Annotated in this window: 13 protein-coding genes; 7 read left to right on the top strand and 6 right to left on the bottom strand. The window is 66.1% G+C overall.

Annotated features, from left to right (window positions below; genetic code table 11):
• The first annotated feature begins 35 nt into the window (after positions 1–35).
• From FDY95_RS16900 to FDY95_RS16910, 3 genes are all read left to right on the top strand, one after another.
• Positions 36–425: an acyl-CoA thioesterase gene (locus tag FDY95_RS16900; RefSeq protein ID WP_138079621.1), complete on the top strand. Its 390-nt coding sequence runs from the start codon at positions 36–38 to the stop codon at positions 423–425.
• A gap of 147 nt (positions 426–572) precedes the next feature.
• The gene (locus FDY95_RS16905) at positions 573–1,223 is read left to right on the top strand and encodes a DedA family protein (protein WP_138079623.1); all 651 of its coding nucleotides are present in this window, start codon (positions 573–575) and stop codon (positions 1,221–1,223) included.
• A gap of 100 nt (positions 1,224–1,323) precedes the next feature.
• On the top strand, positions 1,324–2,067 hold the full coding sequence (locus tag FDY95_RS16910; protein ID WP_138079625.1) for a shikimate dehydrogenase family protein: 744 nt from the start codon (positions 1,324–1,326) through the stop codon (positions 2,065–2,067).
• 206 nt (positions 2,068–2,273) lie between these two features.
• On the opposite strand, the gene FDY95_RS16915 is transcribed toward FDY95_RS16910, so the two are convergent.
• From FDY95_RS16915 to FDY95_RS16935, 5 genes are all read right to left on the bottom strand, one after another.
• Entirely contained in the window at positions 2,274–2,453 is a 180-nt protein-coding gene (locus FDY95_RS16915; RefSeq protein ID WP_138079627.1) for a hypothetical protein, read from the bottom strand.
• 328 nt (positions 2,454–2,781) lie between these two features.
• Entirely contained in the window at positions 2,782–5,283 is a 2,502-nt protein-coding gene (locus FDY95_RS16920; RefSeq protein WP_138079629.1) for a TonB-dependent receptor domain-containing protein, read from the bottom strand.
• Positions 5,284–5,531: 248 nt separating this feature from the next.
• On the bottom strand, positions 5,532–8,126 hold the full coding sequence (locus tag FDY95_RS16925; RefSeq protein WP_138079631.1) for a TonB-dependent receptor domain-containing protein: 2,595 nt from the start codon (positions 8,124–8,126) through the stop codon (positions 5,532–5,534).
• Between the two features lie 354 nt (positions 8,127–8,480).
• On the bottom strand, positions 8,481–9,299 hold the full coding sequence (locus FDY95_RS16930; protein ID WP_138079633.1) for an ABC transporter permease: 819 nt from the start codon (positions 9,297–9,299) through the stop codon (positions 8,481–8,483).
• Positions 9,299–10,225, bottom strand: coding sequence for an ABC transporter ATP-binding protein (locus tag FDY95_RS16935; RefSeq protein WP_138079635.1), 927 nt, complete (start codon positions 10,223–10,225; stop codon positions 9,299–9,301). Before FDY95_RS16935 ends, FDY95_RS16930 begins: the two co-directional genes overlap by 1 nt.
• Before the next feature lie 256 nt (positions 10,226–10,481).
• On the opposite strand from FDY95_RS16935, the gene FDY95_RS16940 reads away from it, so the two are divergent.
• Both FDY95_RS16940 and FDY95_RS16945 read left to right on the top strand, forming a co-directional pair.
• Positions 10,482–11,627 (top strand): sensor histidine kinase, encoded by a 1,146-nt coding sequence (locus tag FDY95_RS16940; RefSeq protein WP_171025725.1) that lies wholly within the window; start codon positions 10,482–10,484, stop codon positions 11,625–11,627.
• Between the two features lie 59 nt (positions 11,628–11,686).
• Positions 11,687–12,436 (top strand): LytR/AlgR family response regulator transcription factor, encoded by a 750-nt coding sequence (locus tag FDY95_RS16945; protein ID WP_246074060.1) that lies wholly within the window; start codon positions 11,687–11,689, stop codon positions 12,434–12,436.
• A 161-nt stretch (positions 12,437–12,597) separates the two neighbouring features.
• On the opposite strand, the gene wrbA is transcribed toward FDY95_RS16945, so the two are convergent.
• The gene (gene wrbA / locus FDY95_RS16950) at positions 12,598–13,209 is read right to left on the bottom strand and encodes an NAD(P)H:quinone oxidoreductase (protein WP_138079639.1); all 612 of its coding nucleotides are present in this window, start codon (positions 13,207–13,209) and stop codon (positions 12,598–12,600) included.
• A 285-nt stretch (positions 13,210–13,494) separates the two neighbouring features.
• Here wrbA and FDY95_RS16955 point away from each other — a divergent pair, with 285 nt between their 5' ends.
• A complete protein-coding gene (locus tag FDY95_RS16955) occupies positions 13,495–14,181 on the top strand; it encodes an RNA polymerase sigma factor (protein WP_138079641.1) in 687 nt (228 codons plus the stop codon).
• Positions 14,162–15,820: an outer membrane beta-barrel protein gene (locus FDY95_RS16960; RefSeq protein ID WP_138079643.1), complete on the top strand. Its 1,659-nt coding sequence runs from the start codon at positions 14,162–14,164 to the stop codon at positions 15,818–15,820. The genes FDY95_RS16955 and FDY95_RS16960 overlap by 20 nt, the downstream gene beginning before the upstream one ends.
• The last annotated feature ends 30 nt before the right edge of the window (positions 15,821–15,850 follow it).

The following is a 15,850-nucleotide window of genomic DNA, read 5'->3' on the forward strand; positions in this document are numbered from 1 at the left end:
AGCGCGGCCGTTGCGGCTTCATCCTCCTTTTTCGCATGACTCCGGACCTCGCCCCGCGCATTGCCGCCGCCGAAACCCGCCTGTTCAAGGCCGTGTTTCCGAACACCACCAACCACTACGACACGCTTTTCGGCGGCACGGCCATGCAGCTCATGGACGAAGTGGCCTTCATTGCCGCCACTCGCTTCAGCCGCAAGCGCATGGTCACCGTTTCCTCCGACCGTATCAACTTCCGCATGCCCATTCCGGCCGGTACCATTGTGGAGCTGGTGGGCCGCATTGCGCGCATCGGCACCAAGAGCCTAGACGTGACGGTGGACATTCACATCGAGGAAATGTACTCCGACGTGCGCCTGCACGCCGTGTCGGGCACCTTCACCTTCGTGGCCATCGACGAGCACAAGGTGCCCGTCAGCGTACTCTAAGCCCGGGCCGCCCCGGCCAATGCGCGGGCCGGAGCCCGCTCAGGCGGAAAGGAGCTTCGGCCCTGGGCTTTTTTTAGTCCGGGCCGGCTGGCTGGGTGCGCTTTGCCGCCGAGGCCGTAGCTTTGCGGATCAATCTTTTGCGCCCGCATGGAAATCATCAAGCACCTCATCGATTTTATTCTTCACCTCGATAAGCACTTGCTGGATCTGGTGCAGGATTACGGCGTCTGGACGTACGCCATCCTGTTTCTGATCATCTTCGTGGAAACCGGCGTGGTGGTGCTGCCCTTCCTGCCCGGCGACTCGCTGCTGTTTGCCGCCGGTTCGCTGGCTGCCCTGCCCAACAGCCCGCTGAACGTGGGCCTGCTCATCCTGCTGCTCATCGTGGCCGCCGTGCTCGGCGACGCGCTCAACTACCACATCGGCGACTATATCGGGCCGCGGGTGTTCCGGCGCGACTACCGTTTCCTGAAGCGGGAACACCTGTTGCGCACCCAGCAATTCTACGAGAAGCACGGCGCCAAAACCATCATCATTGCCCGCTTTATCCCCATTATCCGCACCTTCGCGCCCTTTATTGCCGGCGTGGGCACCATGAGCTACAGCCGCTTTCTGGCCTACAACCTAGTCGGTGCGGTGCTGTGGGTGTCGCTGCTGACCGGCGCCGGTTACTTCCTGGGGCAGCTGCAGTGGATTCAGCAGCACTTCGGGCTATTCACCCTGCTGATTATCGGCGTGTCGGTGCTGCCGGTGGTGTTCGAGTTCATCAAGGCGCGCTTCACTCCCGCCACGCGCTAACTGGTATTTGGACAATAGAAAGTTGCAGTCCGCCCCGAGCCGCTTTGGCCGGGGCGGATTTTTTTGTTTGTTCGGCTCCGAAACCAACCAGCAAGGGCGCATGAACCGGGAATTTGGCCTGATCGGGCGGACACTGACGCATTCATTTTCGCCCACCTACTTCCAGCGCAAGTTCGAGCACCTCGGGCTGGACGATTGTACTTACGACGCCTTCGAGCTGGCCGACATCCAGCAGCTGCCTGCTCTGCTGGCCGCCCACCCGCAGCTGCGGGGCCTGAACGTGACCATTCCCTACAAGGAGCAGATCATCCCCTACCTCGACGAGCTGGCGCCCTCGGCCGGCCGCGTGGGCGCCGTCAACACCGTGCAGTTCGGGCCCGAGGGGCGGCTGATTGGCCACAACACCGACTACGCCGGCTTCCGCGACTCGCTGCGGCGCTTCTACCCGTTGCGCGGGGCGGCGGCCGGAGCGCTGGTGCTCGGTACCGGCGGCGCGGCCAAGGCCGTGGAAGTAGCCCTGCGCGAGCTGGACATCCGCTACTGGCTGGTCTCGCGCGACCCGCTCAGCCGCGGCCTCACCTACGCCGACCTCACGCCCCGCCTGCTGGCCGAGCACACGCTTATCATCAACACCACGCCGCTGGGCACCTATCCGCAGGTGGAGAGCTACCCCGACATCCCGTACGCGCTGCTCACCCCCCAGCACTACCTCTTCGACCTGGTATACAACCCGCGTGAAACCGAGTTTCTGCGCCGGGGCCGGGAACTAGGCACCCACACCCAGAACGGCTTCGAAATGCTCTGCCTGCAAGCCGAAGCTGCCTGGGTTATCTGGAACCAGTGAGGTGGTGAAATGGTGAGGTGGTGAAATGGTGAGTGCCGTTCTGGCTGCGCAAGCTGTGCAGTTCCGTGCCTTCCAAACATCAACCTCACTATTTCACCACTCACCATTTCACCAATGAAAAAAGCCCACCGGCGGTGTGTCAGACCGGTGGGCTTTTCAAGCAGGTGTGGTAGTAAGCGCAGCGGGTAGCTGCGGCGGCGCGGAAATTATTTCTGGAAGATCCAGCGGCAGCCGGGCTGGTACTTCTTGTATACCGGGCGGTGCATCCCCGTCTTGCCGCGGCGGCCGAAGTTGGCCGGCCGGGCCGCAGCAGCCTCCAGCGAAGGCAGCAGCAGGGCAACAACCAGGAAGAACGAAGCGAGGCGGGCGAGGAGGGAAGCTTTCATGATCTTGACAGAGAAGAGTTTCGGGAGGAGCGTGCGGGCCGTTGTGCCCGTTCGACATGACAAAGGTGCAGCGGCCGGCCCCCTGCCCGCCGGGAGTTTCGGCGAGCCAAGCGTTCTGCTGTGCGAACGGCTCCCCCGCCGCGCCGAGGGTATCGGCGCGGCTTCGGGCTGTTGGTCGCCGCCCACGACCCCACCGCCCTGGCCCATCAAAAAAACGGCCGGCACTTCCGCAGAAATGCCGGCCGCCCTGATACCCCAGGCACTCAACCAAGTATGCCCTAACTCCTAACTCCTAACTCCTAACTCCTAACTCCTAACTCCTAACTCCTCAGTTTCCTCCGCCCTTGCTGCCGCCGCCTTTCTGGTCGTCGTTGCTGATGCTGCGGCGCTGGCGCTGCGGGGCGCCGCTATCCACCTTGCCGAAGCGGTAGCTCAGCGAAAGGCGCACCGAGCGTTGGGCGTTGTAGTAGGCGCTGCGGGTTTCGAACTGCGGCGTGACGGTGCTGGAGCGGAACACGCGGTAGGTCTGCAGGAAGTTCGAGGCGTTGAGCGTCAGGTCCAGCTTCTCCTTGAGCAGGCTGCGCTTCAGGCCCAGGGAGTAGTAGCCGCCGCCGCCGTAGCGCGTCTGCAGGCCCACGCCGCCCGTCCAGAAGCCGCCGTAGCCCTGCACCGTGTAGCCCTTGCCGAAGCGCCAGGAGGAGTTCAGGTTGCCGTTGAACTGCAGGCGGCTGGTGGTGCGGTTCAGGGCCGCGCTGCGCAGCTGAGAGTACGTGCCGTCGAGGTTCACGCCCACCTGCCACTTGGGCAGGGGCTTGAGGTTGGTATTCACGCTCAGGCCGTAGCCGCTGTTGCGGGCGATGTTGCGGTAGGTGCTTTCGGCCCGCGCCAGCTCGGTGTTGTAAAAATTGATTTCCTCGATGGCGTTGCCGGTGAGGCGGGTGTAGGCCGAGGCGTTGACGGAGCCGGCCTTGCCGAAGGTGCTGTAGGTCAGCTCGTAGTTATCGGTGACTTCCGGGGCCAGCTCGGGGTTGCCGTAGCTGATGTTGCGCGGGTCGGTCTGCTGGATGAAGGGGTTCAGGTACCAGATGCCCGGCCGCTGAATGCGCCGGGAGTAGCTCAGGCGCAGCGTCTGACCGGGCTGCTTGAGGGTGCGGGTGGCGCTCAGGCTGGGCAGCAGGTTGGTGTAGTCGTTGGCAAAGCGCCCGTTTTCCACCTGAAACTCGCCGCGGATGTTGGTGTATTCCAGGCGCGTGCCCAGGCTGAAGGTGTACTTCTTGCCCAGCCCGAAGTTGTAGGTGCCGTAGGCCGCCGCCACGTCCTGCTGATAATCAAACGCGTTGGAGCGACGCGGGCTGCGGGCAAAGTCCGACTGCCGGCTCACCAGCAGGGTGTCGATGCTGTAGTCGCTGCCCACGAGGCGGCGGATGACCTTGGCCCCGGTTTCCACCGACACGCCTTCCTTGAACGGGTGCACGTAGTCGGTTTGCAGGGTGGTTTCGCGGTTCAGGGAGTTGTTGCGGCTCCGCTCACGGTATTCCAGCGGACCCATAAACAGGTCGGCCGCAGCGTACTGGTCCAGGTCGTAGTCCTGGTTGCCGTGGTTGCGCGAGCGTTGGACCAGCACGCTCCACTCGCGGCCTTCGTGTGCCTTGAAGGTGCGGGTATATCCCCCGCTCAGGTCGAAGTTCTGGTAGAGGTAGTTCTGCCGGTTTTCGCGGCTGTAAAGCGTGTCACGGTCGGGCCCGCCGCCCGTGTACTGGTTATAGAAGTGCTGCGGCTGCCGGCCCGAGTAGGCGTTACCGGTGAAGCTGAGCTGGAAGCCGTGCTCGGGCGAGGGGTCGAAGGTCAGGCCGGCTTCGCCCCAGCCGCTGCGGCCCCGGCTGACGGCCTCCATGCGCTGGCTAAGGCGGCCGATTTGCCCGTCGGGCAAAAAGTCGGTGCGCTCGGTGCGGTTGCGGTAGGGGTAGCGGTTGCGGTTTAGGCTCAGGCTGGCGTTGGTGCCCAACTGGCCGCGCCGGGCGTTGATGGCCCCATTCAGGCTCTGGCCCCGGTTGCCGCCGCTGGCGCCCACATTGCCGTTCACGCCCTGCAGGCTGTTCTTCTTCAGCACGATGTTGATAACCCCGCCCGAACCCTCGCCGTCGTACTTGGCTGAGGGCGCCGTCAGCACCTCCACGGCCTTGATCTGGTCGGCCGGAATCTGCTTGAGCGCGTCGGCTAGGTTGCCCGAGAGCAGGGCCGAAGGCTTGTTGTTGATCAGGATACGCGGGTTGGCGGAGCCGCGCAGCTGCACGTTGCCGTCGGCGTCCACGTTCAGCAGCGGGGTTTTGCGCAGTACGTCGGCCGCGGTGCCGCCGGTGTTGGTCACGTCGCGCTCGGCGTTGTACACCAGCCGATCGGGCTTGTTCTCCACGATTTCCCGCTCGCCGGTCACCGTCACCTCGCCCAGTTGCTTGCTGGCCGCCGTCAGTTCCAGCGTGCCCAGGTCCTGGGCCTCGTTGGTCACTGTTACGGGCAGGATGCGCGGGGCGTAGCCCACGAAGCTCAGCATGAGCCGGTAGGCGCCCGCCGGCAGGTCGGTGAGGCGGAAGCGGCCCTGCTCGTCGGCGGCGGTGCCGGTCAGCGGCTTGTCGCCGGTGGCGGGCAGCAGGGCCACGGTGGCAAATTCGACGGGCTTCTTGGTGGCCGCATCCACCACCACGCCCGCGAGGCGGCCGGTGCCGCGCGGAGCCGGGGCGGTGCTGGCGGGGGAGGCGGGTGGCGCGGTTTGGGCCAAGGCGGCCGTAGTGGATAGGCAGGCCCACAGGGCCAGGGGTACACGGTGGGGCATTCGGCGAACGGGTAAATCGAAAGCAATAGCGCGAGGCGTCGGCCTCAGCCAAACAAGGGCACTCTAATGCGGTGGCCGGGCCAACCGGCTACAAACTAACGCAGCCCCCGGCCGCCGATTGCAAGGCGGCCGGACATTTGTCGGCCGGTGGCCGGCAAACAAAAACAGCAGGCGCCCTAGAAGAGGCGCCTGCTGTCCGGAAGAGGGGCGTAAGGGCACTCACTCACCAAGAGGCCCCAAGTCCGTGTTTAGTTGCCACCCTGGCCGCCGTCACCCGATTTCTGGTCGTCGTTGCGGATGGAGCGGCTGGGGCGCTTGGGCTTGTTCTCCAGCTTGCCGAAGCGGTAGTTGAAGGCCAGGCGCACGCCGCGCTGGTAGATGTTGGTGGTGTTGCGCTGATCCGACTGCACCAGCGAGGGGTCGTCGAAGTAGCGGGTGCGGAAGTTGTTTTCCAGGCGGCGGAACTTGGTGAACGGGTTGTCGGCGTTCAGCGTCAGGTCGCCCTTGCCCTTAAAGAGGTCCTTGCGCACCCCGATGGCGTACATGCTCCAGGCCGAAGACGTGCCCTGCAGCTGAATGCGGCGCGAGTTCAGCATGCCGAAGAACTGCAGGCTCAGGCCCTTGTCGAATTTGTAGCCCGAGTTGATGTTGGCCGAGTACATCAGGCCCGAGTTGCTGGTCTGCAGGGCCTGGCTTTTCAAGTACACGTACGACACGTTCACGTTGCCGCTCACGTCCCACTTCGGCAGGGGCTTCACCGAGCCGAAGGCGTTCAGGCCGAAGGTCTGGTTGCGGGCCACGTTGCCGTAGGTGCCGGTCAGAATCTGCCGCGTCACGCCGTTCACCAAAGTGTCGCGCGTGGTGCGCACGGCCTCGATGGCGTTGTTGGTGATGCGGGCGTAGCCGGTCAGGTTAATCACCGAGCCCTTCACGAATGTGTTCCAGTTCAGTTCGTAGTTGTCGGCAAACTCCGCGTTCAGGCTCGGGTTGCCGCGCTGAATGTTGAATGGGTCGATGCGGTTGACGTAAGGGTTCAGGAAGAAGATGCTCGGGCGCTGAATGCGGCGCGTGTAGCTGGCCCGGATGGTGGAGCCCTGCTGCTTGAGGTTACGCGTCAGGCTCACGTTGGGCAGCGCGTTGGTGTAGCCCAGCGTGAAGCGGCCCGCGTCGCCCTGGAAGTTGCCCTCGATGTCGGTGCGCTCCACGCGGCCGCCCAGGCGTACGTTGTACTTCTTGCCCAGCGGCGTGGCGTAGGTGGCGTAGCCGGCCGTCACGTTCTGGGTGTAGTCGAAGATGTTGGTCAGGCTGGCGTTCTGCCCGAACACCCCGCGCGTGCCGGCCGTGTCCACGTAGTAGTTGCTGTACACGTCGCGCAGAATCATCTTGGCGCCCACTTCCACCGTCTGCTTGTCCGACAGCGGGTGCACGTAGTCGGTCTGCAGCGTCGTTTCCACGTTGCGGGCCCGGTTCAGGCTCGATTCCTGGTAGAAGGGCGACAAGTGCTCCTGGTACAGCTCGTACTGGTCAATGTCATATTCGCGGCGGTTGGTGTTGCGCGAGTGCTGCCCCAGCACCGACCACTCCCGGCGGCTCTGCTGCCCGAACGAGCGGGTGTAGGAGCCCGTCAGGTCGAAGTTCTGGTTGCGGAATTTCTGCTCCAGCTCCCGGTCGTAGTTGCTGCGGCGGTCGTTGCCGGGCGTGAAGGTCTGGCTCACGTCGGCGTTGTTGCCGTTGCGAAACAGGTTGCCGTTCAGCGTCAGGTTCAGCGCGTGGTTGGGGGCCGGCTCGTAGTCCACGCCCAGGCGCAGGTTGCCGCCGCCCCCGCCGCCGCGGCCCTCGTTGCGCTGCGTGAGCGTGCTGATGAGCTTGCCGGCGCGGTCATAGGTGTTGCGGTCCACGGCCTGCACGCCGGGGGCGTAGAAGGCCCAGCCGTTCAGGGCCGAGTTGAAGCCCACCTTGCCCTTGCGGGCGTTCAGGTTGAAGTTGGCGTTGGAGTTGCGGGTGCCCGCGGCCAGCCCCACGCTGCCGTTCACGCCTTGCAGATTATTCTCCTTCAGCACGATGTTGATGATACCGGCCGAGCCCTCCGAGTCGTACTTCGCCGAGGGATTGGTAATCACCTCCACGTTCTTGATCTGGTCGGCGGGCAGCTGTTTCAGGGCCTGGGCCACGTCGTTGGCCACGATGGCCGAGGGCTTGCCGTTGATGAGTACGCGCACGTTGCCCGAGCCGCGCAGCTGCAGGTTGCCGTCGGGGTCCACCGACACCATCGGGGCCTTGCGCAGCACGTCGGCGGCGGTGCCGCCCTTGTTGGTGGCGTCCTGGGCGGCGTTGTACACGAGGCGGTCGGGCTTGCTTTCCACCACCGGCCGCTCGCCGGTTACCTGCACCTCGCCCAGCTGCTTGGTCTGGCTCTGCAGCGCCACCGAGCCCAGGTCCACGCTCATCTTGCCCTCGGCCAGCGTGACGGGCTGCACCACCGCCCCGCAGCCGATAAAGCTGACGGACAGGCGGTAGGAACCGGGCGCGAGGCCTTTCAGGGAGAAACGGCCCTTGTCGTCGGCCACGGCCCCGTCGAGGGGCTGTTCGCCGGTGGCGGGCAGCAGGGCCACGGTGGCAAACTCCACGGGCTGCTTGGTGGTGGCGTCGAGCACGGTGCCCGAGATGCGGCCGTTGCCGCGCGGGGCAGCAGGCAGGATGGCGGCCTGGGGGCTGGCGCCGCCCGGGGCGCCGGTGGGCGCGCCGCTGGCGGGGGCGGCAGGGCGGGTGGCAGGGGCCTGAGCGGCTGCTTCGGTGGCAAGCAAGCCCGCGGAAGCGAGCAGCAGGAGTAAGGAATTCTTCATGAGTAAAGGGAGGGCGGAGGAGGGACGCTACTACAGAAAGGCTGCGGAAGTAGCCGCGCTGCCGGACGCCGAAAGCGGCTCCGGCGAGGCAGCGCCGTGAACTGTAAGCGGAAACGGTGGGCGGCGGGCAGCGGGCGCCCGCGGCGCGTAAGGGGAGGTGGGTGCCGCCGGTAAGCAGGTCTATTTCAGGGCAAAGGACCGGCAGAATTCGTCGTCAGACAATCACTCGATTATGTGATAAGCGGTAGCACAAGCCAGTCTTTTAGGAGCATTTGGGACAAGGGTCGGGTCGATTCGGGGCGGGGTTGCATTTCCGGCAGACAAAATTGTGGTCAGGATATATAGCTCAGGCACTTAGCGGGCGGCGCCCTCGTGGCGGCGGCCCAGCAGCGCGTAGCCCAGCAGCAGCGTGGCGGCGGCCCAGCCCAGGGCCAGCAGCCCCGAGGTCGACAGCGCCCAGCCCACGTTCAAGCCCTTGCCCACGGCTTTCAGGCTGAGCAGCGGCGCGGCGTAGGGCACCCAGTCGATGAATTCCCAGCGCATCAGGGTGAGGGCGGCAATGGTGCAGGCCATGCCCACGGCCACCGGGGCCGCGAAGCTGCGCCACCACAGCGCCGCCACGTACTGCAACGCCAGGATGCCGAGCGTGGCCGCGAAGGTGTGCCAGAGCAGGGGCACGATGGCGCCCAGCGGCGCGGCAAAGTCGGCGAAGTGCAGCGCGGGGCGCAGCACGCCCAGCAGCCAGCCCGAGGCCACCAGCAGCACCGCGTACACCACCTGCGCCAGCAGATTCAGCCCCAGCAGCACCAGCAGCTTGCTGCCGAACACGGCGGCGCGGCTCAGGGGCTGGGCGTAGAGGTGCTTCCAGGCCAGGGCCTTGTTTTCGGTGTGGAGCACCAGGCTGCTGAGCAGCACCACGAACAGCGGCAGCAGCAGGCCGGTGGCCGTTTGCCAACTCTGCAGGATGTAGGCCGGCCAGGGGTTCTGGCCCGGCTTGAGCAGGAACTGGCCCTTGAAGAAGAAAATTAGGCCGAAGAGCAGCACCGGCAGCGCACCGCTGCCCAACGTCAGCCACAGGGCCGGGGTGTGCTTGAGCTTGAGCACATCGGCTGAAAGGGAGCGGCGCAGCTGCGTGAGCAGGCCGGGCTGGGCGAAAGTCAGGGCGGTTTCCATTAAGCTACGGCGGGTTCGGTGAGATGCAGGAAGGCTTGCTCCAGCGTGGGCTGCTGGCAATGCAGGGCATACACGGGCTGCCCGGCCAGCACCAGCTGCTGGGCCAGGTAGGCCATCTGCTCGGCCGACTGGTAAGGCACGCCCAGCCGCCCCGGACCCAGCACGGTGGCCCCGCCCAAGTCCACCGGCAGCAGCAGCTGGCAGCGGGCGGCGTCGTCGGTGTCGATGACGACCTGGGCGTGGCCCTGCTGCCGGCGCTGCAGCTCGGCCACGCTGCCCTGGAAGGCCAGCCGGCCCTGCTGCAACACGCCCACGTGGGTGGCCACGCGCTCAATCTCGCTGATGAGGTGGCTGGAGAGCAGAATGGTCTTGCCGTGCTCCCGCTGCAGCGTCTGCAGCAAAGCGCGCATTTCGATAATGCCGTTCGGGTCGAGGCCGTTGGTGGGCTCGTCGAGGATGAGCAGCTCGGGGTCGGGCAGCAGGGCCAGGGCCAGGCCGAGGCGCTGGCGCATACCCAACGAGTACTCGCGGGCGGGGCGGTGGGCGTCGGCCGTGAGGCCCACGGTGGCCAGCACGTCGGCGGTGCGGCCGGCTGGCAGCCCGCGCAGGCGGCGCGTCACCTCCAGGTTATCGAGGCCGCTGAGGTGGTCGTAGAGCGAAGGCATTTCGATGAGCGCGCCCACCTGCCCGAGCGCGGCGAGGCGGTGGCGGGCCAGCTCGTGGCCGAAGAGGTGCACCGTGCCGGCCGGGGCAGGCAGCAGGCCCAGCAGCAGGCGCAGGGTGGTGCTTTTGCCGGCCCCGTTCGGGCCCAGAAAGCCGTAGATGCTGCCCGCGGGCACCTGCAGATCGAGCTGGTGCAGCACCGGCCGCGGCCCGAAGCCGAAGGACAGGGCCCGCGTTTCAACGAGTAAGGAGTTGGTTTTCATAGGTCAGAAGGCGTCAGTGCTGGCAAACGTATTGGCCGCTTCTGACTCCGTTCCGACAAATCCACCAAACCCACTGTACCTGGGTCGAACGCCGCTTTTGCCGTGGCGAATTGCCGCGTTTCGGCCCCTCAACGGGCTGCCCGGCGGTTGGCGGCGGCCGGCGGGTGGTTGGGGGGCAGTCCGGGCGGGTTCGTTGAAAAAAAGCCCCGTTGGCGGCCCGCCGGCCCTAGCTTGCCGGAGCTTTTATCCCGGACCCATGCCCACCCTACTCGCCCGCGCCTTTTCGCCGTTGTTTGGCTCCGCCCCCTGGCCGGCGGCCGAGCCCGTCACCTCGCGCCGGGTGCCGCTGTGGGCCCACGCCGTACTCTGGAGCGTACTGCTGCTCACCGACGCGCTGCAAATCCGGCAGATGCTCAGCACCCTCGACCACACCGACGTTCAATCCTGGGCGCTGTGGCAGAACGTGCTGCTGCGCAGCTTCAGTACCGATGCGCTTTACGCCGCCATCTTCTACCTGAACTGGCGCGAGTTGATTCCGCGGTTGCTGGCCCGCGGCCGGGTAGCCTGGTACGCGCTGGGCGTACTGCTGCTGCTGACGGTATTCGTGGGGTTACGGGTAGGGGCTTCGCGCTGGGTTTACAGCACGCCCGCGGATATGCCGCCGCCCGAGCTGGAGCGGCAGGTTATTCCCTACGCGCTGACGGGCCTGATGATGATTTTCCTTAGCTCGGCCCTGCGCGTTACTGGCGACTACCTGCAGGAGCGCCACAACCGCCGGGAGCTGGAACGCCGGCAGCTGCTCACCGAGCTGTCGTTGCTGAAAATGCAGGTCAACCCGCACTTCCTCTTCAACACGCTCAACAACATCTACGCCCTGGCCAGCCAGAAATCCGACCGCGCCCCCGAAGCCGTGCTGCGCTTGGCCGAAATCATGCGCTACATGCTCTACGAGTCGGCTGCCGACACCGTGCCGCTCAGCCAGGAGCTGCAGCACCTGCGCAGCTTTCTGGCCCTGCAGCAGCTGCGCCTGCCCGCCACCGGCGCCGCCGCCATCGTGTTCGACGACGCCGACCTGCCCGCCGCGGCCGAGTGGCCCGTGGCGCCCATGCTGCTGCTGCCCTTGGTCGAAAACGCCTTCAAGCACGGCGACCTGACGGCCCGCCCCGCCGTGCAGATCCGCCTGGGCCTGACCGCCGCCGGCGCCCTGCAGCTGGTGGTCGACAACGCCGTGGCGCCGGAGCCCGGCGGGGCGGCGCTGGAGGCATCCGGCGGCGTGGGCCTGGTGAATCTGCGCCGCCGTCTGGAGCTGCTTTACCCCGGCCGGCACGAGCTGCGACTTGAAACCCCACCCGGCCACTACCGCGCCGCCCTCACGCTGCTGCCCGGCCCTGTGCTCGGCTGATTCAGCGGCGGCACGCCTCGCCTTATTCTATGTTGACTTGATCTGACTACTTTTCCCGCATGGAAGCTCTTTCTGGCCGCAAGCTGCGCTGCGTGCTCATCGATGACGAGCCGCTGGCCCTCGACGTGCTGGCCGGCTACTGCGCGCAGGTGCCGTTTCTGGAGCTGTGCGGGCAGTTTCACGACGCGCTGCAGGCCCTGGCCTTCGTGCAGGACCACCCCGTCGATGTCATTTTCCTCGACATTCACATGCCGCGCATCACCGGCCTGCAGTTCGTGCAGCTGCTGCCGCAACCGGCCCCGCGCGTGGTCTTCACCACGGCTTACGCCCAGTACGCCGTGCAGAGCTACGACCTCGCGGCTACCGATTACCTGCTCAAACCCATTGCCTTTGAGCGGTTTCTGCAGGCCGTCGGTAAGCTGCGCGCCCCGGCCGCACCCGCCGCTTCACAACCGCCCGCCGCGCAGCCAGAAACGCCCGTGGCGGCCGACGCCATGTTCGTCAAGAACGAGCACCGGCTGCAGCGCGTGGCCTTCGACGACATCCTCTACATCGAGGGCATGAAGGAGTACCTGATGATCTATACCGCCGAAAGCGGCAAAATCCTCACCCTGCAGTCCTTCCGCCGCGTCGAGGAGGTGCTGCCGCCGCAGCGTTTCGCCCGCATCCATAAGTCATTCTTAGTGGCCCTGAACCGCATCGAACACGTGGAGCGCGGCAAGGTGCAGATTGCCGGCCGCCTGCTCCCCGTCGGCGACAGTTACCGCGACGCCTTCATGGGCCTGATCCGGACGCACAACCAACTGTGAGATGGGGAAAGGGTGAGTGAGTCGATGTTCTGACCGCGCCAAATGCGTAAGCGGCCCCGGCACGTTGCCGGGGCCGCTTGATTTATGGCCGGATAGCTTGGTGAACTGGAGCCGCCAGAACGACACTCACCAGTTCTCCATCTCACCATCTCACCATTTCACTATTTCGCCAGCTTGCTGGCAATTTCGGCCGTGTGTTTGCCCTGGTAGCGGGCCCCGGCCAGTTCGTTCTCGCTGGGCTGCCGCTCGCCCTTGCCGCCGGCAATGGTGCTGGCGCCGTAGGGCGAGCCGCCCGTTATTTCGTCGATACGCATCTGGCCCTGCCAGGCGTAGGGCAGCCCCACGATGATTAGGCCGTGGTGCAGCAGCGCCGTGTGGGCCGTGCGAATGGTGGTTTCCTGCCCGCCGTGCTGAGTGGCCGTGCTCACGAAAGCCCCCCCGACTTTGCCCACCAAGGCGCCTTTAGCCCATAGCGGCCCCGTCGCGTCCAGAAACGCCTGGATTTGCCCGCACAGACTGCCGTAGCGCGTGGGCACACCCAGAATGATGGCGTCGTAGTCCGGCAGCTCCTCCACCGTGGCTACCGGGACGTGGGCAAAGGCTTTCTGCGCCTCGGTGGCCCCAATCTGGTCGAGCAGCTCTTTGGGCAGGGTTTCGGGCACGCGCTTGACGCTGACCTCGTTGCCGCCGACTTCGCGGGCGCCCTCGGCTACGGCTTCGGCCATTTTCCAGATGTGGCCATACGTGGAGTAAAATAGAATAAGGGTTTTCATGGGCGCGGAGCAAGGTCAGAAAGCATCGGCCTGCGTGGCTCGACCTGAGTAGGTACCCGAAAGACGGTGGCAAGGTTGAGTCTGGGCCGACACAAAAAAATATCCGAGCTTGCAACCAAGAGGCCCCGCTGCTACTCATCCCCATACCGCCGCCGAATGGCCGGCTTCGTTTTGTTCGTTCGTGGCCCTTTAGCCCATGAGACATCCGCTACCTGTTACCAACACCTCCCGCCGCGCCGCCGCGCCGGGCAATGGCGCCCCCGGCCGCACCCGCCGGGCCCGTATATGAGCGCCCTGGCCGCTGCCTTTGGCGGCAGCCTCGGCCGGCTCGTCGGCGGTATGTCGGCTGCCTCGGCCGAAGCCACGGAAGTGGCCCCGGCTCCGCCTGCCGCCACGCGGCCCCTCACGCCGGCCAGCCGCTGGAGCGAAGCCGAGCTGATCGACGCCTGCCTCGACGGCAGCCGCGTGGCCCAGAAGGAGCTGTACACGCGCTACGCCGGCCGCATGTTGGCCGTCTGCTCGCGCTACTCCCAAACGACTTTCGAGGCCGAGGACGTGCTGCAGGAAGGCTTCGTGACGGTGTTCAGCAACCTGCGCCTGTTCCGGCGCGAGTGTCCGCTGGAGTTCTGGATTCGGCGCATCATGATCAACGCCGCCCTGCGCCAGCACCGCCGCAACGCCCCCATGCTGGCCGTGACGGAAAACGAATACCCCGAAGCCGTGGCCGACGAGGAGCTGATCCTGTCGAACTACAACTTCACCGAATTACTCAAGATGGTTCAGGACCTGGCCCCGCGCTACCGCATGGTGTTCAACCTGTTTGCCATCGAAGGCTACGGCCACAAAGAAATTGGCGAGATGCTCGGCATTTCGGAGGGTACCAGCAAGTCGCAGTACTCCCGCGCCCGCGCTATTCTGAAAGCCAAGCTTGAAAGACTCGACCAGCATTACAATGACACCCGTTTCCAATAATAATAACGACCACCGGCCACCCACCGGCAATCTGGAGGAGCTATTCCGCCAGAAGATGGCCGAGGCTGAGCTGACGCCCCGCGCCGACGTGTGGGACCGGCTCGACCACGAGCTGCTGCTGCGCGAAAACCAGGGCTACCGCCGCCGGCTGGTGGGCTACCGCCGCGCCGCCGCCGCGGCCGTGGCCGTGGCCACACTAGGCCTTGGAGGCTGGCTGACCCAGCGTACCCTGGCGCCCGCCCCCGGCACCGAAATAGCCGTGGTCGACAGCAATGCCGCCGCCCGCAGTGCCGCCGCTCGTCTGGGCCAGGCCGCGCAGCCTTCAGCTGAAGCTGCTGCCCGCGGTGCCGCAACTGCCAGCACTGCTGCCAGCTCTACTCGCTCGGGCTTCTCGGATGAGCAGGCCAGCGCGGCTGATGCCTCGGCTGCCAGCTCCGGCGCCGCCACGCAATCCGAGGCAGGACTGCTGGCCAGCACCGATGCTGCTACTACCGCCGCTTCTGCCACGACGTCGAACCCGGTAGAGAACCTGCGGGAGTCGTTTGGTGCCCGCCGCTCGGCTGCCAGCCGGGCCGACCAACCCAGCCTGCTGAACCGCGCCGTAGCGGCCATCCGCCAGACCTTCGGCGGTGCTGCCTCGCCCGCCGTGCGCGGTGGCTCGCTGATGCCGGCCAACCCGGTGCTGGCCCCGCGCGGCAATGCCAGTGCTACTCTGGTAGCCGGCGTCGCGCCCACGGGGGCTCGTAGCGCTGCCGTTGCGCCGTCGGCCACTGGTGGGACCGAATTAGAGTACATGTCGGCCATTGCCAGCCGGCTACGCCGCGCCAACCTGAGTGCCAATGTGCCCGACTCGCTGAAGCCCGCGTTGCTCAGCACGCCTGCGCTGCTGGCGGCTCAGGCTACCGCGGCTCAGGAGCAGGACGACAAAAAAGCATCGGCCAGCAGCCACTGGCGCTGGCGCGGCAGCTTCGGCGCCCAGCGCTTCGCCCCGAACGTGAGCAGCGTGGTGGGCAGCGGTATGGCCTTCAGCGCCATGCCCACGCCGACGACGGTGGCCCAGCGCGCCCCCGTGCCCGAAGAGCCTACCCGGTTGCAGCCCGGGCTGGCCCAGCGCGGCATGTTTGGGGTGGCCGTGCCGCTCAGCAAAAAGCACTGGACGCTGCTGACCGGCGCCGAAGTGGCCGTTATGTCGGGCCGTACGGGCCGCGAAGTGCCGCAGACCCTGCTGAACAACAACGCCGCCGACGAGAAATTCCAGACTGGCCGCTACCAGCTCACCACCGTGGGCGTGCCCATGCAGGTGCGCTACGAAAGCCACAAGCAGGGCTGGGGCGTGTACGCCGCCGTAGGCGCTGCCGTCAACGTGCTGCTGCGCAACCGCACGGCCGTAGGCACCCAGGCCACCACCGACGACTCCTCGTACCGCCGCGTGCTGGCTACCACCCGCGGCAGCGCCGGGGTGCGCTTCTCGCCCGCCAGCGGCAACTGGCAGCTTAACCTGGGGCCCGAAGCCGAAGCCGGCCTGAATACGCTCAATGCCAATCCCTCCGAAAAATGGAGCCAGCGCACCCGCCCCTACGCCCTGGGCTTGTCGGCCAGCATGGAGTTTGGCGGCGGCAAAGCCGAGCTGGCGCCCTGATTTCGATGACAGCTTAACCCATTCACTCAC

Source organism: Hymenobacter jeollabukensis, from assembly GCF_005771675.1.
Taxonomy (GTDB): domain Bacteria; phylum Bacteroidota; class Bacteroidia; order Cytophagales; family Hymenobacteraceae; genus Solirubrum; species Solirubrum jeollabukense.

Excerpts from the sequence above, each read along its gene's own strand:
- FDY95_RS16900 (WP_138079621.1), top strand. The coding sequence starts at position 36 with ATGACTCCGGACCTCGCCCCGCGCATTGCCGCCGCCGAAACCCGCCTG.
- FDY95_RS16905 (WP_138079623.1), top strand. The coding sequence starts at position 573 with ATGGAAATCATCAAGCACCTCATCGATTTTATTCTTCACCTCGATAAG.
- FDY95_RS16910 (WP_138079625.1), top strand. The coding sequence starts at position 1,324 with ATGAACCGGGAATTTGGCCTGATCGGGCGGACACTGACGCATTCATTT.
- FDY95_RS16915 (WP_138079627.1), bottom strand. The coding sequence starts at position 2,453 with ATGAAAGCTTCCCTCCTCGCCCGCCTCGCTTCGTTCTTCCTGGTTGTT.
- FDY95_RS16920 (WP_138079629.1), bottom strand. The coding sequence starts at position 5,283 with ATGCCCCACCGTGTACCCCTGGCCCTGTGGGCCTGCCTATCCACTACG.
- FDY95_RS16925 (WP_138079631.1), bottom strand. The coding sequence starts at position 8,126 with ATGAAGAATTCCTTACTCCTGCTGCTCGCTTCCGCGGGCTTGCTTGCC.
- FDY95_RS16930 (WP_138079633.1), bottom strand. The coding sequence starts at position 9,299 with ATGGAAACCGCCCTGACTTTCGCCCAGCCCGGCCTGCTCACGCAGCTG.
- FDY95_RS16935 (WP_138079635.1), bottom strand. The coding sequence starts at position 10,225 with ATGAAAACCAACTCCTTACTCGTTGAAACGCGGGCCCTGTCCTTCGGC.
- FDY95_RS16940 (WP_171025725.1), top strand. The coding sequence starts at position 10,482 with ATGCCCACCCTACTCGCCCGCGCCTTTTCGCCGTTGTTTGGCTCCGCC.
- FDY95_RS16945 (WP_246074060.1), top strand. The coding sequence starts at position 11,687 with ATGGAAGCTCTTTCTGGCCGCAAGCTGCGCTGCGTGCTCATCGATGAC.
- wrbA (WP_138079639.1), bottom strand. The coding sequence starts at position 13,209 with ATGAAAACCCTTATTCTATTTTACTCCACGTATGGCCACATCTGGAAA.
- FDY95_RS16955 (WP_138079641.1), top strand. The coding sequence starts at position 13,495 with ATGAGCGCCCTGGCCGCTGCCTTTGGCGGCAGCCTCGGCCGGCTCGTC.
- FDY95_RS16960 (WP_138079643.1), top strand. The coding sequence starts at position 14,162 with ATGACACCCGTTTCCAATAATAATAACGACCACCGGCCACCCACCGGC.